Raw genomic sequence first — 26,749 nt, forward strand, 5'->3', positions numbered from 1 at the left:
TAAATCATTACCTCATAAAAAAGCAATGCCGTAACTCATTCAGTTACAGCATTGCTTTGTAAATCCCCGGAAACCGCCGGAGATTCGGGATTTGTAATGAAACAGGGGAGGGGTACTCCGTGCTATTCGTTGCGTGCGATCAGCGAACTGATGTTCTGAATCAGCATCGCTACGGCCACCGAGTTGAAGCCGCCTTCGGGAATGATGACGTCGGCGTATTTCTTCGAAGGTTCGACGAACTCCTCGTGCATCGGCTTCACGGTCGAGGTGTACTGCGTGATGACCGACTGCATCGTACGTCCGCGCTCGCAGACGTCGCGCAGGATGCGCCGCGCAAGGCGGATATCGGCATCCGTATCGACGTATACCTTGATGTCCATCAGATCGCGCAGCTCCTTGTTCTCGAAGATCAGGATGCCGTCCACGATGATTACCTTCGAAGGCTTTACGCTCACGGTCTCCGTCATGCGGTTGTGCTCGACAAACGAATAGACCGGATGTTCGATCGGAACGTTCTCCTTGAGCGCCTTGATGTGGTCCACCAGCATCTGGGTGTCGAATGCCTGCGGGTGGTCGTAGTTGAGCTTCGTGCGCTCCTCGTAAGTCAGTTCCGGATGCGCCTTGTAGTAGTAATCGTGGCAGAGCGTTACGACGTCGTCGCCCTCGAAAGCCTCCTGCAGACGCTTGACGAGGGTCGATTTTCCTGAGCCGGTTCCTCCGGCGACTCCGATAACGGTAACTTTCATAGTGTCGGCCAATTAGTGCGGTTATATAAAGAAAAGGATCGCACCTTTCGCAAGGGCAATCCTCTTCCTGATTTCGATTATGCGTCGATGTTCGCGTAATGCGCGTTCTTCTCGATGAACTCGCGGCGGGGCGGCACTTCGTCGCCCATCAGCATCGAGAAGATACGGTCCGCTTCGGCGGCGTTCTCGATATTGACCTGACGCAGAATGCGCGTGTCGGGGTTCATCGTCGTGTCCCACAACTGATGGGCGTTCATCTCGCCGAGACCTTTGTAGCGCTGTATGTGCACGCCCTTGCCGAATTCGGCCGAGATGGTATCGCGCTCCTTCTCGGTCCAGCAGTAGCGCTCCTGCTTGCCCTTTTTCACCAGATAGAGGGGCGGGGTGGCGATGTAGACGTGGCCGTTCTCGATCAGCTCCTTCATCTTGCGGAAAAAGAACGTCAGCATCAGCGTTGCGATGTGGCTTCCGTCGACGTCGGCATCGGTCATGATGATGATTTTGTCGTAGCGGAGTTTCTCCAGATTGAGCGCCTTGCTGTCCTCTTCGGTGCCGATCGTCACGCCCAGCGCCGTGAACATGTTCTTGATCTCCTCGTTCTCCCACATGCGATGCTCCTGCGCCTTCTCGATGTTCAGGATCTTACCGCGCAGCGGCATGATGGCTTGGAAGTTGCGGTCGCGGCCCGATTTGGCCGTGCCGCCTGCCGAGTCTCCCTCGACGAAGAAGATTTCGGCGATCGAACGGTCGCGGCTCGTACAGTCGGCCAGTTTGCCGGGAAGTCCCGCGCCCGAAAGCACGGTCTTGCGCTGTACCATTTCGCGGGCGTGGCGTGCCGCATGGCGTGCCGTGGCGGCCAGAATGACCTTCTGCACGATGGCCTTGGCATCCTTGGGATTCTCCTCCAGATAGTGGCCCAGCGCCGAGGACATCGCCTGATCGACGGCGGCCGAAACCTCGTCGTTGCCCAGCTTGGTCTTGGTCTGGCCCTCGAACTGCGGCTCCTGCACCTTCACCGAAACCACGGCCGTGAGACCCTCGCGGAAGTCGTCGCCGTTGATGTCGAACTTCAGCTTCGAGAGCATGCCCGAATCCTCGGCGTACTTCTTGAGCGTACGGGTCAGCGCACGGCGGAAGCCCGTCAGGTGCGTACCGCCTTCGATGGTGTTGATGTTATTTACATAGGAGTGTACGTTCTCCGAGAAGGAATCGTTGTACTGCATGGCCACCTCCACCGGGACGCCGTTCTTCTCGGTGTCGAGGTAGATGATCTGGTCGATGATCGGCGTGCCGCGCGTGGCGTCGAGATACTGCACGAACTCCTTGAGACCCTCTTCCGAGTAGAAGTTGTCGTGGACGTATTCGCCGTTCTCGTCCTTGCTGCGCTTGTCCGTCAGGTTCAGGTGGATTCCCTTGTTCAGGAACGCCAGCTCGCGCAGACGGTTGGCCAGAATTTCGTATTTGTATTCGGTCGTGAGCGTGAAGATGCTGCCGTCGGGCTTGAAGGTGATGGTGGTGCCCCGGTCGGTGCACTCGCCGACCACCTCGACCTGCGAGGTGGGCGCGCCCTTGCTGTAGCTCTGGCGGTAAATCTTGCCGTCGCGGCTGTGAATCTCCGCGATGAGCAGGGTCGAAAGCGCGTTCACGCACGATACGCCCACGCCGTGCAGACCGCCCGAAACCTTGTAGCTGCCCTTGTCGAACTTGCCGCCGGCATGGAGCACGGTCAGCACCACTTCGAGCGCCGATTTGCCCTCCTTTTTGTGGTAGTCGGTCGGGATGCCGCGGCCGTTGTCGCGTACGGTGATGGAATTATCTTCGTTGATCGTCACGTCGATGTCGGTACAGTAGCCGGCCAGCGCCTCGTCGATCGAGTTGTCGACTACCTCATAGACCAGATGGTGCAGACCCTTCTCACCAATGTCGCCGATATACATGGCGGGGCGCTTGCGCACCGCTTCGAGGCCCTCAAGGACCTGAATATTCGACGCGGAATATTCTTCTTCTTGCTTTTTTACGTTTTCTAATTCGGTACTCATCTGTTGTCTTTAAAATATCGTACAAATATACGAAATATTTCCGGATAATCCAATAGCCCAAATTCCCAAGATCAGCCCAATTCCGCCTTGAGGTCCACTTCGCGGATTTTGCCCTGCGAGAAGAGGATGGCGCGGGCCGGATGGTTCTCTATGAGGGCGGTGTTGTGCGTGGACATCACCACGGCGCAGCCGCGGCAGGCGATCTCCTCGAAAAGCTGCATGATGCCCTCGGCCGTCACGGGGTCGAGGTTGCCGGTAGGCTCGTCGGCCAGCAGCACCTGCGGGTCGTTGAGCAGGGCGCGGGCGATCACCAGACGCTGCTGCTCCCCGCCCGAAAGCTCGAAGGGCATTTTGTAGCTTTTGGCCCCCAGATCGACCAGATTCAGCACCTGATCGATCCGCTCGCGGATTTCGCTCTCGTGTTTCCAGCCCGTGGCCTTCATCACGTAATAGAGGTTCATGAAGACGTTGCGGTCGGTCAGCAGCTGGTAATCCTGAAACACGATGCCGATTCTGCGGCGCAGGTAGGGGATGTCGCGCCGTTTGAGCCTTCGCAGGTCGAAGCCGGCCACGCGGCCTTCGCCCGTGAGCAGCTGCACTTCGGCGTACAGCGTTTTGAGCAGGGTGCTTTTCCCGCTCCCGACGCGGCCGAGCAGATAAACGAATTCGCCCGGCGCGACGCACAAATTCACATCGGAGAGTACCATCTCGCCCCGCTGGAGCAATTTGGATTCGGACGTGCTGCCGAACGGGTTGTCCGCATGATAAATAGCCGCGTTTTTCAGTCTTACAACGTATTTTTCACTCATAGAGCCGCTCTCTGGAATTATTTTCCAAAGATAGTCAAAATATTCGTTCCGGAAAGTTCCCGAAGCGAAAAAAAATACCTCCGCTGGGCCTCGGTCCGGTTTCGGAGAGGCGTTTGCGGATGTTTTTGTTTAATGAATCAGCCGTTTGTTTTCATAAAATAACCGCAATAATTTGCATATCCGCCCCGGCATGCCTACTTTTGTATAGACGTGCCGGGAGATTCCGGCCTGACAGTGACGCTAAAATTTATCGAATGAAAGAATACGAAATCCTGCAGGAGATCATGCGGGATGCCAAGATAGGTTGGTGGCAGGCCGACCGCAAACGTCGTATGTTCCACATATCGGAAGGGCTTCGCGATCTGCTGGGCCTTGCCACGTGCCAAGTGAGCTACGAGGAGTTCCGGGATATGATAAGCCCCGCCTACAGGGACTACGCCTTCGCTTCGGTGGGGGTGCGCGGGGGCGATTTCAACGAGGAGCGCCTTTACCCGCTTCGGGGACGGAACGGCGAGATCTGGTGCTACTGGAAACTGCTGCGCGAGGAGACCACCGAGGACGGAGGGATGCTGCTGACGGGTTATTTCCGCGTGGGCGATCCGCCGCTCGAAAAGGTCAACTCGCCCGAACGGCAGCAGATCAACGACCTGCTGTACCGGCTCAACAGCATTTCGCATACGCTGCTCTCGCTGCTGAAAACCAACGATCTGGATGTCGTCATCGACAAGATACTCACCGACGTGCAGACCATGTTCCACGGCGGCCGGGCCTATATCATCGAGTTCGACCGCGAGCGCAGGACGCACGACTGCACATACGAGGTTACGGCCGAGAACGTCACGGCCGAGCAGGATTTGGTAAACAGCCTGTCGATGGACGAGGTGCCGTGGTGGACCCGGCGTATCGAGAACGGCAATCCCATCATCATCTCCTCGCTCGACGAACTGCCCGACGAAGCGTTCCGCGAAAAGGAGGTGCTCGCCGTGCAGGACATCAAATCGCTGATCGCCGTGCCGTTGGCCTCGCGCGACAAGGTGTGGGGATACGCCGGCATCGACATCGTGAACGAACCCCGGACGTGGAGCGGGGAGGATTACCAGTGGTTCGCGTCGCTGATGAACATTATCAGCCTTTGTATCGAACTCCAGCGCTCCGAACGGGAGGCGCAGTCCGAGCGGACCTATCTCGAAGGCCTTTACCGCCACATGCCGCTGGGTTACGCCCGGCTGCAGATGCTGCGCGACGACGCCGGCGAGCCGGTCGATTTCAGGATTCTGGATGCGAATTATGCCGCCGACAAGATTTCGGGCGTGTTCCGGGAGCAGTATATAGGCAAACGCGCCTCCGAGCTGGGACTCGACACGCGCTTCTACATGCCGATTTTCCTGCAGGTGTTCGACAGCGGCGATTACATCGAACATGACAGTTTCGACGAGAAATCGAAACACTGGATACATTCGATTCTCTATACGACCCACGAGAACGAGGTGATCTGTCTCTTTTCCGACACGACGGACGTGCACAACGCCCACGAAGCGCTTTTCAACAGCGAAAAGCTGCTGCGCAACATCTTCGACAACGTGCAGGTCGGCGTCGAGCTGTACGACCGGGAGGGGTATCTGGTGGACCTCAATAACAAGGACCTCGAAATCTTCGGACTCAAAACGAAGGAGGCGGTGCTGGGCGTCAATTTCTTCCGCAACCCGCTTGTCCCCGGCGAGATCCGCGAGAACGTGCGCAACGGGCAGGAGCAGGCGTTCAAACTCGATTACCATTTCAACAGGCTGGACGGCTACTATTCGTCGGGCAAGAACGGAAACGTGCAGATATATACGACGGTCACCATGCTCTACGACATGTACGGCGAGCTGATCAATTTCGTGGTCATCAATATCGACAACACCGAGATCAACGAAGCTTACAGCCGTCTTGCCGAGTTCGAAAGTTCGTTTTCGCTGGTGAGCCGCTTCGGCAAGGTGGGCTATGCGCGTTTCGACCTGATGACGCGCGACGGTTATGCCGTGCCGCAGTGGTTTCATAATCTGGGAGAGGAAAGCGATACGCCGATGCCGCAGGTGATCGGGGTTTACAACTACGTGGACCCGGAGGACCGCGACGCCATATTCCGGGAAATCAGGCGCGTCAAGGCGGGCGAATCCAACGGATTCACGCTTGACCTGCGGGTTACGCCCAAAGGCGAACCGACGGGATGGACCCGCGTCAATGTGGTGCGCAATCCGCTGAACACCGACCCGTCGAAGATCGAGATGGTATGCGTCAATTTCGACGTCACGGAGCTGAAGCAGACCGAGAAGAACCTGATCGAGGCCAAGAACAAGGCCGAGGTCAGCGACCGGCTCAAATCGGCTTTTCTGGCCAACATGAGCCACGAAATCCGCACGCCCCTGAACGCCATCGTGGGATTTTCGAACCTGCTGGCCGAGACGGACGACATCGGGGAGCGGCGTGAGTACATGCGTGTCGTCGAGGAGAACAACGAGCTGCTGCTCAAACTCATATCCGACATTCTGGACCTTTCGAAGATCGAAGCAGGCACCTTCGAATTCAATTACGGCCGGGTGGACGTCAACCGCATGTGCGAGGAGACGGTGCGCTCGCTCAGTCTCAAGGTCAAGGACAAACCCGTCGAGCTGATCTTCGGGGAGCACGACGCGCAGTGCTGCGTGGTCGGCGACAAGAACCGGCTGATTCAGGTCATCACCAACTTCATCAACAATGCGGTGAAGTTCACTGACGAAGGCTCCATTACGCTGGGGTACCGTACGGAGGGCGGCGAGTTGCTTTTCCATGTCGAAGACACCGGATCGGGCATCTCCGAAGAGCATAGGCAGAGCATCTTCGACCGCTTCGTCAAACTCAACAGCTTCGCGCAGGGCACCGGACTGGGGCTTTCGATCTCGAAGAGCATCGTCGAGCAGATGGGCGGCCGTATCGGCGTCGAATCGGAGGTGGGGCGCGGCTCCCGGTTCTGGTTCACGATTCCGGTCGTGACGTGCGACGCGCCCGAAAAAAAGGGCGCCGCTCCCGCACCGCGTCCGGCGGCGGTGCATGGCGACGGACGGCTGCCGCGCCTGCTCGTGGCCGAGGATACCGACAGCAATTACCTGCTGGTGTCGCTGATGCTCCGCAAGGAGTTCGACATCGTGCGCGCTTCCGACGGCGAAGAGGCCGTGAAGATATGCCGGGAACTCAAACCCGCCGCGATTCTCATGGATGTCAAAATGCCCGGCATGGACGGTCTCGAAGCCACGCGACAGATCCGCACCTTCGATCCGTCGGTGCCGATCGTCGCCGTCACGGCGTTCGCCTACGACCGCGACCGGCAAAAGGCGCTCGACGCCGGGGCCAGCGAATATCTGTCTAAACCCCTTAACGGCGAACGGCTGCGGCAGACGCTCCGCGAGCTGCTTTCGGAAGAATAGGACAGCTCCGGAAACAGTGGCCCTGCGGTATGCCGTCCGGCGGGATTCGGGCTGTCATGGGTGTCGTTGCCGCCCTCATACGCCAATCATGCAGGCGCGCCCGGCCCGAAATGGCAAGCGGGCCGTTGTCCGACCGGCTCATAAGCGCATCGCGGAGTTTTCCGCAAACAGCGACCTGTCTGCACCCGGTTCAGCCACCCTTCCCGGCGGCGATCGCTTCTCTATTTGTCGCGGTGCAAGGAGACGCTCATGCAGTTGCGCGCAGTTTTTCCTGCCGGGCCGGACAAGTGCGTGAACCGGGACCGGATTCCCCGGCGCAACGCCCTTGGGCGGAGCCGAACAGACGATTTCTCCCGGTGCGGCTGCATTATTCCGAAAATTTGTACTATCTTTGCAATGTTTTCATGAGACTTTGTTTCGCAAAACGGGGGTGCCCGGTTTTGACAGCAGGCAGAGTTTGATTGTAAGCACGCCGAGCGCTGTGTGGCGGCTCGTTAATCCCGATGCTCGATTTACAAATGGCAATAACAGCTATGCACTCGCTGCCTAATTTTCAGAGAAAGTTAGCTTAATCGCTGGGTCCAAGGAGGCTTGGCGACGAGTATCCCGGAGAGTGGTTCCGCTCTTTAACCGCTTTCCATACGGGGTATCATCGATTTAGAGATAGTGCGCCGGACCGTCCCGGCCGGCGTGCGAAATTCAGGGACTGGGACCTCGGTTAGGCGGCCGCCTGCCGGACCGGGGTAGAAGGATCAAGTGGCGGCTAAGCGTGTAGAAAGCTTTCGGGTTCCCTGTTTGGACGCGGGTTCGACTCCCGCCACCTCCACACCGCAACAAAAAATACGACCTGCCGTCACTGCGGCAGGTCGTATTTGTCTGAAAAGCGGAGTATTATTTCTTGTACCAGTCTTTATTCTTTTCGCCGTTCGTAGCGGCCCATTCCGCATAAGCGGGGTAGATCTGATCGATCGGGGACTTTTCATTTGTCTGGTCGAGCAGTTTGGCCACGTCCCCGTCGTTCGCACCCGAAAGGAAGAAGGCGAACGGATAATTCTCGGCGCGTACGTAGTAGATGCCTTTTTCGGGAATCGACTTGTCGTCGTTCGTGCCGAAGAACGACATTTCGGCCCGTGCCGTCGGCGCTTCGTAGGGGATATGCACCTCCCAGCGTTTGCCGGCGGTCAGCCCGTCGCGGTCGGTGCGGTAGATGAACGGCTTGATCGTTCCGGCCTGCGTCTCGGCACCGGGCTTGCGGACGCTGAATTCGAGTTTTGCGTCCGCCGCCGCTCCCGTAAGGGTCACGGCGAGTCCGTTGGCGTTGCCTGCGAAGTTGGCGAAGGTCTTCAGCATGAACGACTCCTCGAAAACGCCCTTTTCGTTGAATACCTTCTCGTAATCGCTGCGGACCATCACGTCGTTCATGTCGTAGTCGCCGCGGCTGGGCCAGAGGTCCTCGAAGGCATAGATGCCGCGCAGTACGTTGGCCGTCTTCTTGCCGTCGTTGACATCGACCGACGGAATGTCCGTCACGGCGTCCACGGGGTTGGAGGTCATCGTGAATACCACGTCGCTGAAGTTCTCGTCGTTGGTGTGGTCCTCGAACGAGAAGAGCACCGAATTGATGCCGCTTTTCTTGTCCGTATAGCGGAATACGGCCGTGCGCGGCGTCTGATAGGCGACGCCGTTGTTATTGACGCTCAGACCGTCGGAAGTCGCGGCGCGGTACTTTTTGTCTCCGGCTCTCAGCCGGTTGGTCCATGCGTTGGTGGCCAGTACGAAGCCGATGCGGTAATCGGCCGGGAATACGGTCGTAGCTCCGGCCTTGCTGCCGTCGGCGATTTCGGGATAATAGATCAGCTGTACGGCGGTGCCGCGCTCCACGCCCTGATAGAGCCGTGATTCCCACGGCGAGTTGCTCCACCGGCCGTCCTGCGTGTTGGGGAAGATCATCACCACATTGGCGTCGGCGAGCGACTTGGGCTTGTTGCCGGTCTTGTAGTAATAATAACCCATCGAGCTGTTCCAGCAGGTGTTGCTGCCCAGCAGGGTGATGACTACTTCGGCCGATTTTTCGAGATAGAGGTCGCGCGAGGAGCGGTACTCCTTCGGACACTTTTTGGTCGTGTCGAACACGCTTGCGTGCGCCTTGAGGAGCGCTCCGTAATTCTTGACCTTCAGATCGCCGTCGTATTCGTAGCCGATGCTGCCGTAGGTCGTGTCGTAGCTGCCCAGCCATGTCTTCCAACCGTCCCGCTCGACAGCCGTCGAATGATACTCCTTGGCGCGCGTCGATGCGGGGGCTGCGTTGGCAGGTGCTCCCGATTCGGCCGATGCGGTCAGCATATCGCCGCTGCGGGTCGCTTCGAGCAGGGTGCGCGCATAGAAGGCGGGGGTCAATACATAAGCCTTCCGGATATACGCGGGCAGTTCGATCGTCCCTTCGAAACGTCCCTGCCCGTCGGTATAGCCGGCATAGAGCGGCTCGACACCTGCGATTTTGGCATAGGCCGTTTCGGTCTCTTCGACGGGACAGGTGTCGTAGACCTCGAAATAGACGTTGGCCGGCATCCCGGCCATGTCGCCGTAATCGACGGAGAGCGTGACCGGAGCGGTTGTCGTGAAGCCGAATTCATTGAATTCCCCGCCCTTTACGGGCGGTTCGGGCGACGGGGTGGGGTTGTCGTGGGAGCAACCCGTCGCAGCGGCCATCGCCATGGCCGCAATCGTTAGGATAGTGACGCTTTTCATTATCGTTGTTAATCACACTCGCTCTGTTTTGTGTATATTTTGGGCGGAAGTGTATATTGTACCGCAAAAGTATGCAAAAAAAGCGTACGTTGTTCTCCGACGCGCGAAAAATTGCCGGAAATTATTAAAAATAAGATTTGTAGGCCCGTTTATGGTATCCGGAAGACCTTGCCTTCGGCGAAGGTCGTCCACAGGGAGCCGTCGGGAGCCTGCGCGAAATCATTTCCGCCCGAATTGCAGCATTTGACGCTCCACAGCAGCGTGCCGTCTTCGCCTACTGCGGCAACGGTGCCGTGACGGCCCGCGACATAGACCACGCCGTCGCGCACGAATGCCGGGCAGGAGTTGTACTCATACCCCCAGCCGAGGTCCGTGCACCATAGTTCGCGGTACCGCTCCGCCGAGGTGTCTATGGCCGCCAGCTCGCCGTCCATCGTCTTGTAGTAGAACCTCCGTCCGTCGCCGCTCAGTCCGGTCGTTTCGCGCGATTTGCGGCTGTTGTCGCGCCATAGCTGCTTCCCGGTGGCGAGATCCAGACAGGTCACGACGCGGTCCGGGGCGACGATGAAGACCTTGCCGCCGGCGATGCGGGGTACGACATGCCCCGGCGAGAAGAAGAGGCTGCCGCTGCCGTTGTTCCACTTCCAGAGCAGTTCGCCGGTGCCTGCATCGAGACAATAGAGATGGCGGTCCCATGCGCCGAATACGAGCCGTCCGTCGGCCAGCGCCGGACGCCCCTGCGCCTGCCCGCAGCCGTAATCGTGCCGCCACAACAGCCTGCCGCTGCGCAGGTCGATCTTGCCTATGGAACCGGTTCCCAGCCCTATATATAATGCCCCGCCGTCCGTAAGTCCGTCGCCCACGACGGCGCTCTGCGTCGGAAGGTGCCATTTCTCGCGCCCCGTCCGGGCGTCGAAGGCCCATATGCCGCCCGATGCGGCTCCCGCGATCACGAGTCCGTCGGTGCAGAGCGGGGTGGTGTAAAGCCCGTCCGGAAAGACGTGCCGCCACAATTCGCGTCCCTTGCGCGTGTCGTAGGCGCGCAGTACGCCCTGCGAATTGCCGTAACAGAGCACCTCGCCGCAGAATGCCGCTCCCGTCAGCACCATGGCGCTGTCCTGCACGACCAGCCGCATGCGGCCTTCGGCGTCGGGCGCCGGCGGCAGCGGGTCGCAGGGGAGGGCCAATATCTGCGGATCGTCTTTCAGGCAGACCGTATACCGAGTGACCGGGGGCATGCCGAGCGGCTTCTCGCGTATGCGCACCGAGTCGGCGAAAAAGTCGAGCAGCGTATACCCCGGCGCTTCGCCCCTTTTGCCCGCGAGCGCGCGGCCCGGAATCCCCGCAATCCCGTCGAAGTTGCGTAGCTGCAGTTGGTGGTAATGGCCGTACAGCGATGCCGTGACGCCCACGCTTTTCAGCGTCTCGGTCACCTCCTGCCGGTTCGTCAGATCCCCGTTGAGCGGGTAGTGGCAGAGGCTTACGATCCGCTCGCCGGGCCGTGCGGCGGCCGCTTGGTGTTCGAGCCATGCGAGGTCTTCGCCCCGTATCATTCCGTCGGCCATTTTCATATAAGGCCCGCTGGCATAGCCCAGAAAGAGATAACCCTTGGCGCGGGTGGCGACGCATCCCGCATGTCCGAACAGACGGCGGAATGTCGTGCAGCCGCTTTCGGACCACGTCGTTTCGTGGTTGCCCGGCACCGTGAACCACGGCTTGCGGAGCTGCGACATGAGTCCGTGCACATGCGCCAGCTCGCGGTCGCTCCCCATGTTCGTCAGGTCGCCCCCGAAGATGACCAGATCGGCGTCCGAAGCGTTCGCCTCCGCGACGGCGATCCGGAAGAGCGAATCCTGCGCGTTGCCCGGCGTGACGTGTATGTCGGTGAAGAAGACGGTGCGGAGCGTATCGGCGGGCGGGACCTCCCCGGCCGTTTTCGCCGCGGCAGGCTGCGGCGCCAGCAGGGTCAGGCACATGCAGCCGCATAATTCGATGAACGGGTTTTTCATGGTTTCGGAGCAGTTTTATCATTACAAGGTACGAATTTAGGCCGAAAAAACATATCTTTGCGTCACTAAAAAAACAGAAGTCCATGAAAAAAATAATGCTGCTCGGTTCGGGTGAGCTGGGCAAGGAATTCGTGATCGCGGCGCAGCGGCTGGGACAGACCGTCGTCGCCTGCGACTCTTATGCGGGCGCCCCCGCCATGCAGGTCGCCGACGCATGCGAAGTGTTTCACATGCTCGACGGCGACGCGCTGGCCGCCGCCGTCGGGAAACACCGTCCCGACATCATCGTGCCCGAAATCGAGGCGATCCGCACCGAACGGCTCTACGAGTTCGAAAAGGCGGGCGTGCAGGTCGTGCCGAGCGCCCGCGCCGTCAATTTCACGATGAACCGCAAAGCCATCCGCGACCTTGCGGCCAAGGAGCTGGGGCTGAAGACCGCCCGCTATTTCTACGCGACGTCGTACGACGAGCTGAAGCAAGCCGCCGCGAAGATCGGTTATCCGTGCGTGGTGAAACCCCTGATGTCGTCGTCGGGCAAAGGCCAGTCGCTCGTCAAAGGACCCGAAGAGCTGGAGCACGCTTGGCGCTATGGCTGCGAAGGGTCGCGCGGAGACATCCGCGAGCTGATTATCGAGGAGTTCATCCGCTTCGACAGCGAGATCACGCTGCTCACCGTAACCCAGAAGAACGGCCCGACGCTCTTCTGCCCGCCGATCGGCCATGTGCAGAAGGGCGGGGACTACCGCGAAAGCTTCCAGTCGCCGCACATCGCGCCCGAACATCTGGCCGAAGCGCAGCGCATGGCGGCCGCCGTCACCGAAGCGCTGACCGGCGCCGGGCTGTGGGGCGTGGAGTTCTTCCTGAGCCACGAAAACGGGGTCTACTTCTCCGAACTCTCGCCGCGGCCCCACGATACGGGCATGGTGACGCTGGCCGGCACGCAGAACCTCAATGAATTCGAACTGCACCTGCGGGCCGTGCTGGGGCTGCCGATTCCGGCCGTCACGTTCGAGCGTTTGGGCGCCTCGGCCGTCGTCCTCTCGCCGGTCGCCTGCACCTCGGCGCCGCGTTACGAGGGCATCGACCGCGCACTGGCCGCCGATCCCCGCACCGACGTGCGCATCTTCGGCAAACCCTCGGCCCGCGTGAACCGCCGCATGGGCGTGGTCACGGGCTACGCCCCGCTCGACGGCGATCTGGAGGCCCTGCGCGAACGGGTCAAGGCTGCCGCCGCGGAAATCAAAGTTCTGGAACCTTAATTTTATCGAACGATATGGCACAATACGCAATTATTTCGACCGAGAAAGGCGACATGAAAGCCGAACTCTATACCGACGAGACGCCGGGCACGGTGGCGAACTTCGTAAAACTGGCGGAGAGCCGTTTCTACGACGGACTGACTTTCCACCGGGTGATTCCGGGATTCGTCATTCAGGGCGGCTGCCCCAAAGGCGACGGCACGGGCGGTCCGGGTTACACGATCAAATGCGAAACCTCGGCTCCGCGCCAGTACCACGACCGGGGCGTGCTTTCGATGGCCCATGCGGGACGCGACACGGGCGGCTCGCAGTTCTTCATCTGTCACACCCGCGAAACGACGCAGCATCTCGACGGTCGTCACACCTGCTTCGGCCGCGTCGTCGAAGGGCTGGACGTCATCGACGACATCCGTCCCGGCGACCTGATCCTCTCGGTCCGTATCGTGAACGAGTAGCGCGCCGCTGCAATCGCAGATTATCCCTGAGGTCGCAGAATTCGCCAAAGGCTCTCCGTGCGGAGAGCCTTTTTTCATCGCGGGAAGATCCGTTGCCCGCATGAGGACGCCGCACGGCGGCCTGTCCTCCTCTTTTCCGCATCGTCGGCATCAGCGTGGAGCGGCACGAAGAAAGGCCGCCGCCGGTCTGATGCGGGAACCGGCGATGCGCTGCCGCCGCGTCATATCTTCCGGATCATTTCGAACTGCTTTCCCTGCGGCACGATGTTTTTCGCTTGCAGGAATCCGGTTATCGAGCCGCACGAGACGTCGGTATTTATGATTTTGAGGGAGTCGTTTCTGTTTAGCCGGAGCATCTCCCGCAGCAGCAGGCCGGCGATTCCCTTTCTGCGGTACTGCCGCTTCACCGCGATCTGCGCGACGTCGCCCGACGCGGGTTCGAAAACGCAGTAGCCGGCGAGTTCCTCTTCGGTGAATACGCCCAGACTGACGAAATCTCCGGCGGCTCTTCCTATGGATTCGAAACTGTTCTGCCACGAGGGCGTGAAATCCCAAAAGGAGGAGATCGAAGCGAATTTTTCGGGATCTATCCGTCTCACCGAGTGGGGCAGGCGGGGCGTATCGCCCCGGTCGACGATTTCCGTGTTCGCCCGGCAGAAATAGTTGAACTCCCGAACCGTCTCGAACCCCAGATTCCGGTAAACGGACACGGCTCCGGTGTTGTGCTGCAACACCTCCAGCAGATACTGTCCGACGCCCGCCCGCCGTAGGTGCGGCATCGAGTGTCTGAAAATCTCCGTGGCCAGTCCCGTGCCCCGGTACTCCTTGAGGGTCCCGGTTCCCGTGTCGTAAGCCGTCGGCACGCCGTTGAAATTGCCGATGCCGTTCAGTGTGAAAGCCGCGATCTGCGCACCGTCGAATGCGGCGAACGAAAGGGCGGGATCGAAACCGCGCCGTGTCAGCATGGCCCGCAGCTGTTCCGCGTTCAGCTGCACCTCGTAGTCGGCGAACGCCCGGCCGAAAGCCCTGAACAGCGTGTTGAAGTCTGTCTTTTCCAGTGATTTTATCTCCATATGCGTCGGTTTCGGCGGAAAAATGGCCGCCCGGCAAGGCTATGCCCGCTCTGTTTCAAAGATAGTGATTTTTACCGATCTCCGCTTCCCGAATTCCGCTTTTTCACCGCAGCTCCGGTCCGTGCGACGGCCGGGAAACCCGCAGCAAAAAAAAGAGACCGTCTCAAAACGCTGAGACAGTCTCTTTGTCATTCGGTTCTTGGACCGTATCGCCTCCGGATTATTTTCCGAACTTGGCCTTGATGTTTTCCGTCGCCTTCTTCAGCAGCTCCTCTGGGCAGCAGAGCGTGATGCGGATGTAACGCTTGCCCTCCGAGCCGAAGATGCCGCCCGGAGTCAGGAACACGTCGCACTTGTCCATCACCTCGTCCGAGAATGCGAAACTGTCACCCTCGTACGACTCCGGCAGTTCGGCCCATACGAACAGTCCCGCCTGATGCTCGCGGTATTTGCATCCCAGCGCGTCGAGCAGCGCGTACGCCTGCTTCTCACGGCCGTAGTAGATGTCGTTCAGCTCCTTGAACCACTCCTCGCCCAGCGCCAGCGCCGTGTCGGCCGCAGCCTGAATGGGGTAGAACATACCCGAATCCATGTTCGACTTGAACGTGAGGATCGAGTCGATCCACTCCTTCTTGCCTACGACCACGCCCACGCGCCAGCCGGCCATCGAATGGCCTTTCGACAGCGAGTTCATCTCCAGCGCCACGTCGCGCGCGCCTTCTGCCTCCATGATCGAGATCGGAGCCGCCGCGTTGCGGATGAAGCTGTAGGGGTTGTCGTGCACGATCAGTATGTTGTGCTTGGCGCCGAAATCCACGATCTGCTGGAACAGCTCCATGGTCGGGGTCTGTCCCGTCGGCATGTTGGGGTAGTTTATCAGCATCATCTTCACACCGTCCAGCCCGGCCTTCTCGATCGCCGCGAAATCGGGGTAGAAATTCGTCTCCTTGTTGAGCGCATAGGTCACCATCTCGCCGCCGGCCAGACGCACGGCCGCCGAGTAGGTGGGGTAGCCGGGGTTGGGCACCAGCACCTTGTCGCCCTTATTGAGGAACGTCATGCAGATGTGCATGATACCCTCCTTCGAACCGATCAGGGGCAGCACCTCCGAATTGTAGTCCAGCTCGGTGCGGTACCATTTCTTGTACCAGTCTGCAAAAGCTTTGCGCAGGATCGGCTCTCCCTTGTAGGACATGTATTTGTGCACGTCGGGACGCTGCGCCTCTTTGGCGAGACGGTCGATGACCGACTGGTGCGGGGGCAGGTCGGGGCTGCCCATAGCGAGTTTCACGATCTGACGGCCCGTTGCCGCTTCGATTTCGGCGATCTCGCGCAGACGGCGCGAAAAATAGTACTCTCCGATGCCGTCCAACCGATGGGAACGGGCGATGTTGACTGCTTTTGCCATAGTGTAATCAGGTGTTTGGATTTGCTGTTTGCAAAGATAGGTATTCCTATTAAAAATTAAAAGCCATCGTTGAATTTTATCTCCCTTCGGACTCTCTCCGCCGCTTCGTTTCCCGCTCAGACCTGCTTCGGGGCGGTATGTCGGGCGGGTAACAGTTCGTAACATTTTTTACGAACCGTCCCCGTTTACAGCGCGAAGAGGATGAATATCTGCGCCGTCAGCACGCGCAGGAACATCACTACGGGATAGACCGTCGAATAACCCACGGCCGGCATGTCGTTGCCCGCCGTGGCGTTGGCGTAGGCCAGCGCCGGGGGATCGGTCGTCGATCCGGCGATAAGTCCCATCAGCGTGTAGTAGTTCATCTTGAGCCACAGCCGCGCTACCAGCGCGACGATTATCAGCGGCAGGACGGTGATGATGACGCCGTATCCGATCCAGCGGTAACCGCCGTCGACGATGGCGTCGATGAATCCGTCGCCCGCGCCGATGCCCACCGCCGCGAGGAACAGCGCGATGCCGATCTCGCGCAGCATCAGGTTGGCGCTCATCGTGGTGTAGGTGACCAGATGGAAATGCGTGCCGAAGCGTCCGATCAGGATGGCCACGATCAGCGGGCCTCCGGCCAGTCCGAGCTTCACGGGCTGGGGCACGTTGAGCAGCGGAATCGACCCCAGCAGCACACCTAAAGCGATACCTACGAAGATCGTCACCAAATTAGGCTGGTTCAGCTTCTTGAGCGAGTTGCCCAATACGTCGGCCACCTGCGCCACGGCCTTCGCGGGTCCCACGACCATCACGCGGTCGCCGACCTGCAGTTCCAAGCCCTGATAGGGGATCAGATCGACGCCCGCGCGGTTTACGCGCGTGATGGTGATGCCGTATTTCGTGCGCAGGCGCAGGTCGGAGAATTTCTTGCCGTTGAGCGACGATTTCGTGATCAGGATGCGGCGCGACACCAGCTCGGCGTTGGGCGTATTGTTGCCCCACTGCTCGTCGGTCATCTCCACGCGGCGGCCGAAGAAGGCCACGATCGCCTCGATGTCCTCGGCCTGCGAGATCACCCACAGCCGGTCGCCGAGGTGTATCACGCTATCTGCATCGGCCATCGAGATCGTTCCGTCGGGACGCAGGATGCGCGATATGACGAACTGACGGTTGATCAGGTCGCGGACATAGGCCACCGTGCGGCCGTCGAGCGTCTTGTTGGTGAATTCGACCGACACCTTGTCGGCGAGCTTGTGCTCCCGGCTCAGCGCCGCCAGCCCCTCGTCCTCCTTTTCGAACTTCACGCGCAGGGCGTAGCGGATGAAGATCATCGTGAATATGATGCCCACGACGCCGAGCGGATAGGCCACGGCGTAACCCAGCGCGATCGTGGGGTCTTCGATCCCCGACGCATCGGCGTAAGCCTGTTGCGCGGCGCCCAGTCCGGGGGTGTTGGTCACGGCGCCCGAAAGGATGCCGACCATCGTCGGAATCGGCGTGCCGGTCACCAGATGGACGACATAGGCCGTCGCCACGCCCAGCAATACGATCGCCACGGCGCACATGACCAGCGTCATGCCGCCGTGTTTGAACGATGCGAAAAATCCCGGTCCGACCTGCAGACCGATCGAGAAGACGAACAGAATCAGCCCGAATTCCTGCACGAAATGCCTGACCTCGCCGTCCACCGTCATTCCGAAATGACTCAGGACGATGCCCACGAACAGAATCCACGTGATTCCGAGCGAGACGCCGCCGATTTTGACTTTTCCGAGCAGAATGCCGACGGTGATGACCAACGCGAAGGTCAGCACGGCATGGGCGATGCCGTTGCCGAAGAACAAGGTGTGTAACCACTCCATATTAACCTACTTTTGTACGAATTGCCAGTAATTGTGCAAAAGTAGTATTTATTATAGAATTTAAAAAACTTTGATGCGACTTTTATGGTGCCGATATACGCCCGTCCGTCCGCCGCAGGGGTTGCGGCTAATACAGATACCGCTCCATCAGCGGCATGAGCAGCGCCGTCGCCAGCCCCATCAGGGCCATGGCCAGCCCGCTCAGAGCGCCCTCCACGGCGCCTATCTCGATGGCGCGCGCCGTTCCGATGCCGTGTGCGGCGGCTCCCAGCGCAAATCCCCGCGCTTCGGCGTCCCGCACCCCGCAGCGGCGCAGAATCCACTCGCCGAAGATACTGCCGAAGATTCCGACGCAGAAGACCACGACCGACGTGATCGGCACGATGCCGCCCAGCGGTCCCGACACGGAGACGGCGATCGGCACGGTGACCGATTTGGGGGCTATCGAGGTGAGGATTTCGCGCCCTGCGCCGAACGCCATGGCGATATAGACGACGCTCAGCACGCCCGTCACGCATCCCGCGAGGGTTGCGACGCCCACCGGCAGCAGACTGCCGCGCAATTGTTCCACCTGTTCGTAAAGCAGGTATCCCAACGCCACGACCGACATGCCCAGCGCGAAATCGAGCGCCGAAGTCGCCTGCTTGTAGCGGGGATAGTCGATGCCCGCCGCGCTGAGGAAGACGATCACCGCGACGAACGTCAGCAGTACGGGATGCAGCAGCGGCACCCGCAGCCGTCGGTAGACGGCGCAGCCCAAGCAGTAGAGTCCTACGGTGAGCGTCAGCAGGAAGAGGTCCGAGGAGAGGAAAGCCTTGTCAATCATGGTCGGGAGCGTTTGGAGCGGTTTCGCGCAGATGCCGGATGCGCCGCAGGCGCGAACGGCGGTTCAGGCTTTGGAAGGTCTGCCCCGTGACGAGCAGGACGACGATCGTCGAGACGATGCCCGAAATCACGATCGCCCACAGATTGTCGAGAATCACCCGGTAGGAGTCCATCAGCCCCACGCCGTAGGGGACGAAGAAGAGCGCCATGGCTCCCAGCAGGAATTTCGCCGCCGGACGCACGGTCTCGGCTTTGACCCAACGCATGCAGAGCGCCGCGAAAAGCAGGATCATGCCGATGATGTTACCTGACACATAACCCCCGGTCAGGATGCTCAATGCGTTGCCGATCAGCCAGAAAAGAAGTATGTAAAAGAGTCCGAGCATAATTTCTGCACATGTTCGCCTGCAAAGGCATAAAGGCCGTATACAGCGGCAAAATTAGTCGTCTGTGCACAAGCGGCCTGTTTCGGCGAAATTTATCTGCCGCAAAGATAGCGTTTTTGGCCGTATGTTGTACCTGCAGGACCCGATTTGTGAGCGGTCACGGTCTCCTGTCGCTTCGTCTGCGTCCCGGAGGATGTCGCGCGCAGATGCGGCGAGCCGAAATCGTCCATCGCATATTGATTTGCAGTTGCCGGGCGGCAAAACGCCACGCCGGCGCATCCTCCCGCGATCAGACGGGGTGCAGGGGCTTCGCCGTTTATCGTTGCGCCGCACCGCTTTGAGCGGACACTGCGCACTGGCGCACGACGCGCATCCGCCGCGCCTGCGCCCCCGGAAGAAGCACCGGAGCCGCCGTGCGAGCAACACCGTGACCGCCGCTCCGATCGCCCATACCGTATAATCCTGCCATCCCATATCAGAGCCACATGACCAAATGATAGACGGCCCATGCCGCCAGCCATGCCAGCAGAGTGTTGTACGCCACGCTGGCGACGGCCCATCGCCAGCCCGCCTCCGAGCCGATGGCCGCGACCGTGGCGATGCAGGGGAAGTAGAGCAGGATGAATACGAGGAACGCCAGCGCCGAGGCGTGGGTGAAATCGCCGCTCGCCGTCAGACGTCGCGCGAGATTCGCCGTCTCTTCGTCTCCGTCCGCCGCGGCATCTTCGGCCGCCGTTCCCGGATTTAGGCCCGGCCGGCCGTCGGCCGTCTTCGCTATGTAGATGGCCGTCGGGCCGTCCGCGCCGCCGATCACGGCGACCTTGCCGTTTGGCAAATCGTTGATCGACAGCTTCGCGGTGTCTGCCATCTCACCCGATTCGGCAACTATTTCGATCGTCCCGGAAGGCTGCGCCGCCGCAGGAGCCCCTTCGGAGTAGAGTACGCCGAGCGTACTGACGATGATCTCCTTGGCCGGGACGCCCGACAACAGGGCCACGCCCGCTTTCCAGTTCAGCCCCAGCGGACTGAACACCGGCTCGCAGGTGCGTCCGAGACGTCCGAGGTAGGAGTTTTCGTAATGTTCGGGCGTATTTCCGGCGTCGGTGCGGGGGTAGTAGCTCAGGAACCATACGACCACCGACGCGACCAGAATCATGCCGCCCATCTTGCGCAGATATTGCGCGCACTTGTCCCACATATGCCTGAGCGTGGTTTTCCACGTCGGCAGGCGGTAGGGCGGCAGCTCCATGACGAACGGCGTTTCGTCCACCGGGAACATGAACCGCCGCATCAGCCGCGCCGTGAAGACGGCCAGCACGACGCCCAGCACATAGAGTCCGATCATCACCAGTCCGGCGTTTTCGGCGAAGAAGGTGCCGGCCAGAAGCAGGTAGATCGGAATTCGCGCGCTGCATGACATGAAAGGGGTAATCAGTATGGTGATCAGCCGACTGCTGCGACTCTCGATCGTCCGGCAGGCCATGATCGCCGGGACGTTGCAGCCGAAGCCCATGATGAGCGGAATGAACGATTTGCCGTGAAGGCCGATGCGGTGCATCACGCGGTCCATGATGAAGGCCGCGCGGGCCAAGTAGCCCGAATCCTCCATGAACGAGATGAACAGGTAGAGGATCATGATGTTGGGCAGGAAGACGATCACGGCGCCCACGCCGCCTACGATGCCGTCCACCAGCAGGTCGCGCAGCGGTCCGGCGGGCATCATGTAGTCGATCGCGCCGCCGATCCAGCCCACCAGCGCGTCGATCCACTCCTGCGGATAGGCGCCCAGACTGAACGTGCACCAGAACATGAACCACATCAGGAAGAAGAAGATCGGGAATCCCCACAGCTTATGCGTCACGAAGGTGTCGATCAGCGCCGTGGTCGAAGCCTCCTCGCGCTTGCCCGGAGTGAAGGTCTCCCTGAGCGCGCCCTGTATGAATCCGTATTTCTGATTGGCGACCGCCGTTTCGACATCTTCGCCCAGCGCTTCGCTGATGCGCTTGGCTTCCAGATCGCGGATCGCGGCCCATTCGGGCCAGCGGCTGCAGCCGCGCAGCTGCTCCTCGACCTGCCGGTCGCCTTCGAGCATCTTCATCGCATAGTAGCGGGGCGGGAAGGCTTTGGGCAGCTCGCCGCGGAAAGCGTTCATGTCGCCGTTCAGGCGGCGCAGCCCCTCTTCGATGACGGACCCCATGTTGATATGGATGTGGCGCACGCGCTCGTCCTGATTCTCGTATACCGCGATCACCGTGTCGAGCAGCTGCTCGATGCCCTTGCCGTTGCGCGCCTCGACGGGCACCATCGGCACGCCGAGCATGCGGCCCAAGTTGTCGTAATCCAGCTCTGCACCGCTTGAGTTAAGCTCATCGAACATGTTGAGCGCCACAACCATGCGCGGGTTTATGTCGATCAGCTCCGTAGTCAGGTACAGGTTGCGTTCGAGGTTCGACGCCACCACCGAGTTGATAATCACGTCGGGAGTCCTCTCGGCGATGTGGCTGCGCACGTAACGCTCTTCGGGCGTGTAGGCCGAAAGGGCGTAGGTGCCCGGCAGGTCGGTCACTTCGAAACGGTAGCCGCGGTAGTGGCGGTGCCCGATCTTGGCGCCGACCGTCACGCCGCTGTAGTTGCCGACGTGTTCGTGACCGCCCGAAATGGCGTTGAAAAGCGAGGTCTTGCCGCTGTTGGGGTTGCCCACCAGTGCCACGCCGATCGTGCGGCTGTGACGGTTGATGACTTCGTCGATCGTCGCGCAGCCGTCATCCGGACCGGGCGTCTCGGCCGTCGGGTATTCCGGTTCCGCGGGCTGTCCGTCGGCGCCGCATCCGCAGTGCCGGCGGTGGTGTTCGTGGTGGTGATGGCGCGAGCCGCCCCCGGCGAGGTATTCGCTGGCTTCGCTGTCTGAGAGCACGACCACCATGTCGGCTTCGCTGCGGCGCAGCGAGATGTCGTAGCCCATGATCTTGTATTCGATGGGGTCTTTCAGGGGGGCGTTGAGAATCACTTCGACCCGCTGTCCGCGGACGAAACCCATCTCCATGATGCGGCGGCGGAAACCGCCGTGTCCCGTCACTTTGAGTATCGTGGCCGATTCCCCGGTCTTAAGTTCGGATAGACGCATTGTCGCTCTTTGGTTTTTGGCTCCAAAGATACGATTTTACGCCGAGATGTGCAATCCCCATTTGTGGGTATATTCGTCTCACCACCCGCCGCCCAACGCCTTGCAGAGATTGACGTAGTTGATATATTGCTGCGCCACCAGATTGACGAACTCCATCTGCGACTGATAGAGACTGCGCTGGGCGTCGATCACGTCGAGGTAGTCGGACAGGCCGCTGCGGTAGAGCGCCTGCGTCATCGCGGCGATGCGGTCGTTGGCGAGAACCAGCTCGCCGTAGCGTTCGGTCTGCCTGCGGTAGGTGGCGATGGCCACCAGCGCCTGCTCGACGTCGGAAAAGGCCGTCAGCACGGTCTGCTCGTAGGTCAGCGCCGACTGCGTGTAACGTTCCATGGCGGCCTGTTCCGCGCGGCGAAGTCTGCCGAAATTGAAGACGGGGAGTGTCAGCGAGCCTAACGCATCCCACGCCCAAGGGTTGGCCGAAGTTAAACCTTTGATCGAATTGGATGCGATTCCGCCTTTGGCCGTCAGAGCAATGGACGGGAACCGGTTGCCGCGTGCGATGCCCACTTCGGCGGCTGCGGCGAGCATATCGTAACGCGCCTGCATGATGTCGGGCCGCCGTTCGAGCAGCTCCGAGGGCAGTCCGACGGGAATGTCCGCCGGACGGTAATCGGTCAGCAGGCGCAGTCCAGCCCCCGCGCTGTCCGTTCGCCGCGGCGTTTCGCCCAGCAGGATGTCGAGTGACAGCCGCGTCTGCGCCACGGCCCGTCGGTACTGCGGAATGTCCGCTTCGGCGGTGTAGACCAGACTCCGGGCCTGCTCCAGCGCCACGCCGTCCGACATGCCGTAGCGGAACATCGAGTCGATCAGGGCCGCCGATTCGCGCCGCAGGGCGCAGCTCTGCCGGGCGATCGCCAGATCGCGTTCGTATTCGAGCAGGGTGAAATAGGTCGTGGCGACTTCGGCCGCCAGCGCCAGCCGCACGCCCCGCAGCGCCCACTCCGACGAGGCTATCTGGGCTTTTGCGGCGCGTTTGGCGTTGCGCAGCTGCCCGAAGAGCGCCACCTCCCACGAGAGCGACGGCTCGACGGCGTACGACTGCACGATCTTCGTGGCGGGCGTATATTCGCCTTCGGCCGTGACGCCCAGCCCGACCTGCGGCAGGTACTGCGCCCGCACGCTCTTGAGGTTCAGCCGCGCTTCCTCCACGCGCGAGGCCGCCACGGCCACGTCGCGGTTGTTGTCCAGCGCCCGTGCGACGAGGTTGTTGAGCACCGTATCGCCGAACAGCGTCCACCATTCGGGGCCGAAGCGGGTCGTGTCCTCCGAGAATCCCCGCCCGTAGATGTAATCGTCGGGCACGGAAACGCGCGGCGGGTAGAAGCGCGGCGTGCAGGCCGCCGTAAATGCTGCAAAAATGATTATGAGGTATCCGGCTTTCATGACTGTTCCTGTTTTTTGCGTTCGCGGCGGCGTTCGAAACCGCCGATGCGTCCCACGAAATAGTAGAGCGCGGGGTAGACGAAGATGCCCAGCAGCGTGGCGAACAGCATGCCGCCCACGAGCGCGACGCCCATGATGTTGCGCGCCGTGGCGTATACGCCGCTGGCGAAGATCAGCGGCATGACGCCGAGGATGAAGGCGAAGGCGGTCATGATGATCGGACGTACGCGCAGTTTGGCGGCCCCGATCGCGGCGTCCATGAGCGAGGCGCCCTGCTCGTTGAAGAGCCTGTCGGCGTACTCCACGACCAGAATGGCGTTTTTGGCCGCCAGCCCGATCAGCATCACCAGCGAAATCTGCATGTATATGTCATTGACGTAGAGGGCGTTGAGCAGGTGTGAGACGCCGATGAAGAGCACGGCGCCCAGCACCGCCACGGGAACGCTCATCAGAATCGCCAGCGGCAGCCCCCACGATTCGTACAGGGCCGCCAGCGCGAGGAACACGAAGACCAGCGCCAGCAGGTAGACCAGCCCTCCGGTCTTCGAAGCGTTGGCTTCCTGAAAGGAGGTGCCGCTCCATGCCGTGCCGACGTCGTCGGGCAGTACCTGCGCGGCCGTGCGGGTGATGTCCTGCATGACGGTCGTCGTCGAGGTGCGGGCCGCGGGGGTGACCGTAAGCCCGATCGAACGGTAGAGGTTGAACTGCGAGACGTATTCGACGCCCACGGTATCCACGACCTCGACCAGCGACGAGACGGGGACGCTTTCGCCCGACGAGGAGGCGACGTAATAGCTGTCGAGCGAGCGTTTGTCCATGCGGTAGGCGGGGGCGGCCTGAATGTAGGTCTGGTAAAGTTTGCCGAAACGCGAGAAGTTGTTGACGTAGGCGCCGCCCAGCAGGGTCGTCAGGTCGCCGTAAAGTACGCCCAAGTCCACGCCCGAAGCCAGCGCCTGCTCCTTGTCGATGCGCAGCCGCCGCTGGGGGACGCCCGCGTTGAACTGCGTGGTCACCGACGCGACGGAGGGCAGCTTGCGCAACGAGTCCATCAGCCGTTCGCTCTGCTCCAGCAGGTAGGCCGTGCCGCGCCCTTCGAGGTCCTGCACCTCGACCGAAACGCCCGACGTGATGCCCAGACCGGGGATCGACGGCGGGATGAAGGCGAAGCACTCGGCGCCCGGAACCGCCATGTAAAGCTCGTCGGTGAGTTTCTGGGCGATCTCCATGGCCGTCAGTTTGCGGTCGGAATAACCGACCAGCGACACGAAGATGATGCCGCTGTCGGTCGAAGCGATGCCCGCCATCATGTTGAATCCCGCGGCGAACGAGGTCGAAGCGACTTCGGGCAGCGTGCGGATCACTTCGTCGGCCCGGATCATGGCCTTCTGTGTCACCTGCAGCGACGAGGCTTCGGGAGTCGAAACCATCACCATCACGTATCCCTGATCCTCTTCGGGCAGGAATCCGGCGGGCAGTTTGCGCCACACGAGGAAGATGACGGCCAGTACCGCGGCGATAAATACGCCCGTGCGGGCCACGTGGCGGATCAGCGTCGGCGTGAAGGCCGTGTATTTGTCCATCCGCCGGGCGAACCAGCGGTTGAAAGCGGCGAAGAATCCCTTCTTGGGCGGTTCGCGGCGGCGCAGGAGCAGGGCGCACAAGGCCGGGGAGAGCGTCAGGGCGTTGAAGGCCGAGATCACGACCGACACGGCGATCGTCACCGAGAACTGCTGGAACAGCCGCCCCGTGATGCCGCCCGTAAACGATACGGGGATGAATACGGCCAGCAGGACGACGGTCGTGGCGACGATGGGCGAAGCCACGTTCTTCATGGCTTCGAGCGCCGCGGCGCGGGGTTTCATCCCGTTGGCGATATTGACCTGCGCGGCCTCCACGACCACGATGGCGTCGTCCACCACCAGACCGATCGCCAGCACCAGTCCCAGCAGCGAAATGATGTTGATCGAGAACCCCAGCAGCGGAAAGAGCGCGAAGGCGCCGACCAGCGACACGGGGATGGCGACCAGCGGAATGACCGTGGCGCGCCAGTCCTGAATGAAGAGGTAGATAATGCAGATCACCAGCACGAGGGCTATGATGAGCGTGGTGAAGATGTCGCTGATGCCGGCGTCGATGCTGGTCGTGGTGTCCACGACCGTCGATGTCGTGATGCCGTCGGGCAGGCGTTCGCCGAGCCGCGCCATTTCGGCCTTGACCTTGTCGCCTACGGCCACGGCGTTGCTGCCCGGCTCCTGATAAATGACGATAAGGGCCGTAGGCTTGCCCTCGAAGAGCGAGCTTACGCCGTAACTCTGGCTTCCGAGCGATACGTCGGCCACGTCGCGCAGGCGGATCTGTTCGCCCTCAGAGGTGGTCACGACGACGATGTCGCCGAACTGCTCGGCCGTGGTGATCTGCGGGGGCATGGTCACCGTATAGGTATAGGAGGTGCCGTCGGGCGCTGGTTCGGCTCCGAACTGTCCGGCAGGGTAGATGCCGCCCTGATTTTCGATGGCGGCGGTGACGGCCGAAACCGGGATGTCGTAGTATTTCAGCACGTCGGGCCGGAGCCATACGCGCATGGCGTACTCTCCGGCGCCCATGATCGAGACCTTGCCCACGCCGTTGATCTTCAGCAGTTCGTTCTGAAGGTTGATGTAGGCATAATTCGAGAGGAATTCGTCGTCGTAGCGTCCGTCGCTGTGCAGCGAGAAGACCAGCAGGAAACCCGTCATGGTCTTGCGCGTGGTGACGCCCTGCTTGGTCACCGTCGCCGGAAGCTGGGCTGCGGCCGAGGATACGTTGTTCTGGGTGAAGATGGCGTCGAGGTCGGGATCGGACCCGATGTCGAAGGTCACCTGCATGACCATCGAACCGTCGTTGGCGCTCGTGGTCTGCAGGTAGAGCATGTCGCTGACGCCCATGACGCTCTGTGCCACGGGCGTGGCCACGGCGTTATTGACCGTCTCGGCGTCGGCGCCGTCGTAGGTCGCCGAGACCTCGACCACCGGAGGCGTGATGTCGGGATACTGCTCGATCGGCAGGTTCAGGATCGAGATCAAACCCACGAGTACGATGACGATGGCCAGCGAGATGGCGAAAATCGGACGTGAAATGAAGAATTTCTCCATG

At 60.8% G+C, this 26,749-nt stretch carries 16 protein-coding genes and 1 other RNA gene; 4 read left to right on the forward strand and 13 right to left on the reverse strand.

Annotation, left to right across the window (positions count from 1 at the left end):
* Positions 1–122: 122 nt before the first annotated feature.
* From udk to ACESTR_RS11285, 3 genes are all read right to left on the reverse strand, one after another.
* The gene (gene udk / locus ACESTR_RS11275) at positions 123–746 is read right to left on the reverse strand and encodes a uridine kinase (protein WP_014776414.1); all 624 of its coding nucleotides are present in this window, start codon (positions 744–746) and stop codon (positions 123–125) included.
* A gap of 77 nt (positions 747–823) precedes the next feature.
* On the reverse strand, positions 824–2,785 hold the full coding sequence (gyrB, locus tag ACESTR_RS11280; protein WP_014776415.1) for a DNA topoisomerase (ATP-hydrolyzing) subunit B: 1,962 nt from the start codon (positions 2,783–2,785) through the stop codon (positions 824–826).
* 71 nt (positions 2,786–2,856) lie between these two features.
* Positions 2,857–3,594: a cell division ATP-binding protein FtsE gene (locus ACESTR_RS11285; RefSeq protein ID WP_022043847.1), complete on the reverse strand. Its 738-nt coding sequence runs from the start codon at positions 3,592–3,594 to the stop codon at positions 2,857–2,859.
* Positions 3,595–3,848: 254 nt separating this feature from the next.
* On the opposite strand from ACESTR_RS11285, the gene ACESTR_RS11290 reads away from it, so the two are divergent.
* Complete coding sequence (locus ACESTR_RS11290) at positions 3,849–7,037, forward strand: ATP-binding protein (RefSeq protein WP_130062722.1); 3,189 nt, start codon at positions 3,849–3,851, stop codon at positions 7,035–7,037.
* A gap of 426 nt (positions 7,038–7,463) precedes the next feature.
* Positions 7,464–7,866, forward strand: a transfer-messenger RNA (tmRNA) gene (ssrA, locus tag ACESTR_RS11295).
* Positions 7,867–7,928: 62 nt separating this feature from the next.
* Here ssrA and ACESTR_RS11300 read toward each other — a convergent pair.
* A complete protein-coding gene (locus ACESTR_RS11300) occupies positions 7,929–9,785 on the reverse strand; it encodes an LruC domain-containing protein (RefSeq protein WP_302576409.1) in 1,857 nt (618 codons plus the stop codon).
* Positions 9,786–9,934: 149 nt separating this feature from the next.
* Complete coding sequence (locus ACESTR_RS11305; RefSeq protein ID WP_373179300.1) at positions 9,935–11,794, reverse strand: PQQ-binding-like beta-propeller repeat protein; 1,860 nt, start codon at positions 11,792–11,794, stop codon at positions 9,935–9,937.
* An 83-nt stretch (positions 11,795–11,877) separates the two neighbouring features.
* Here ACESTR_RS11305 and purT point away from each other — a divergent pair, with 83 nt between their 5' ends.
* Together purT and ACESTR_RS11315 are read left to right on the forward strand one after the other, a co-directional pair.
* Positions 11,878–13,053 (forward strand): formate-dependent phosphoribosylglycinamide formyltransferase, encoded by a 1,176-nt coding sequence (gene purT / locus ACESTR_RS11310; RefSeq protein ID WP_009596658.1) that lies wholly within the window; start codon positions 11,878–11,880, stop codon positions 13,051–13,053.
* Between the two features lie 14 nt (positions 13,054–13,067).
* A complete protein-coding gene (locus tag ACESTR_RS11315; protein WP_009596647.1) occupies positions 13,068–13,508 on the forward strand; it encodes a peptidylprolyl isomerase in 441 nt (146 codons plus the stop codon).
* A gap of 221 nt (positions 13,509–13,729) precedes the next feature.
* Here the strand turns inward: ACESTR_RS11315 and ACESTR_RS11320 are convergent, their stop codons facing one another.
* The 8 genes from ACESTR_RS11320 to ACESTR_RS11355 form a co-directional block, all read right to left on the reverse strand.
* Positions 13,730–14,581, reverse strand: a complete 852-nt coding sequence (locus ACESTR_RS11320) for a GNAT family N-acetyltransferase (RefSeq protein WP_195559651.1) — start codon at positions 14,579–14,581, stop codon at positions 13,730–13,732.
* A gap of 220 nt (positions 14,582–14,801) precedes the next feature.
* Positions 14,802–15,989, reverse strand: coding sequence for a pyridoxal phosphate-dependent aminotransferase (locus ACESTR_RS11325; protein WP_014776427.1), 1,188 nt, complete (start codon positions 15,987–15,989; stop codon positions 14,802–14,804).
* Between the two features lie 185 nt (positions 15,990–16,174).
* Positions 16,175–17,839 (reverse strand): putative transporter, encoded by a 1,665-nt coding sequence (locus ACESTR_RS11330; protein ID WP_022043839.1) that lies wholly within the window; start codon positions 17,837–17,839, stop codon positions 16,175–16,177.
* 127 nt (positions 17,840–17,966) lie between these two features.
* On the reverse strand, positions 17,967–18,665 hold the full coding sequence (locus ACESTR_RS11335) for an LrgB family protein (protein ID WP_130062727.1): 699 nt from the start codon (positions 18,663–18,665) through the stop codon (positions 17,967–17,969).
* Positions 18,658–19,050: a CidA/LrgA family protein gene (locus tag ACESTR_RS11340; RefSeq protein WP_130062728.1), complete on the reverse strand. Its 393-nt coding sequence runs from the start codon at positions 19,048–19,050 to the stop codon at positions 18,658–18,660. Before ACESTR_RS11340 ends, ACESTR_RS11335 begins: the two co-directional genes overlap by 8 nt.
* A 475-nt stretch (positions 19,051–19,525) precedes the next feature.
* A complete protein-coding gene (feoB, locus tag ACESTR_RS11345) occupies positions 19,526–22,174 on the reverse strand; it encodes a ferrous iron transport protein B (protein ID WP_276807522.1) in 2,649 nt (882 codons plus the stop codon).
* 78 nt (positions 22,175–22,252) lie between these two features.
* Positions 22,253–23,617 carry an efflux transporter outer membrane subunit gene (locus ACESTR_RS11350; protein ID WP_009596650.1) on the reverse strand — a complete coding sequence of 455 codons (1,365 nt, stop codon included), beginning with the start codon at positions 23,615–23,617 and terminating at the stop codon, positions 22,253–22,255.
* Positions 23,614–26,748, reverse strand: a complete 3,135-nt coding sequence (locus ACESTR_RS11355) for an efflux RND transporter permease subunit (RefSeq protein WP_009596635.1) — start codon at positions 26,746–26,748, stop codon at positions 23,614–23,616. The genes ACESTR_RS11350 and ACESTR_RS11355 overlap by 4 nt, the downstream gene beginning before the upstream one ends.
* Between the last annotated feature and the right edge of the window lies 1 nt (position 26,749).

The sequence above is a fragment of the Alistipes sp. DJF_B185 genome (genome assembly GCF_964250025.1).
GTDB classification, from domain to species: domain Bacteria; phylum Bacteroidota; class Bacteroidia; order Bacteroidales; family Rikenellaceae; genus Alistipes; species Alistipes finegoldii.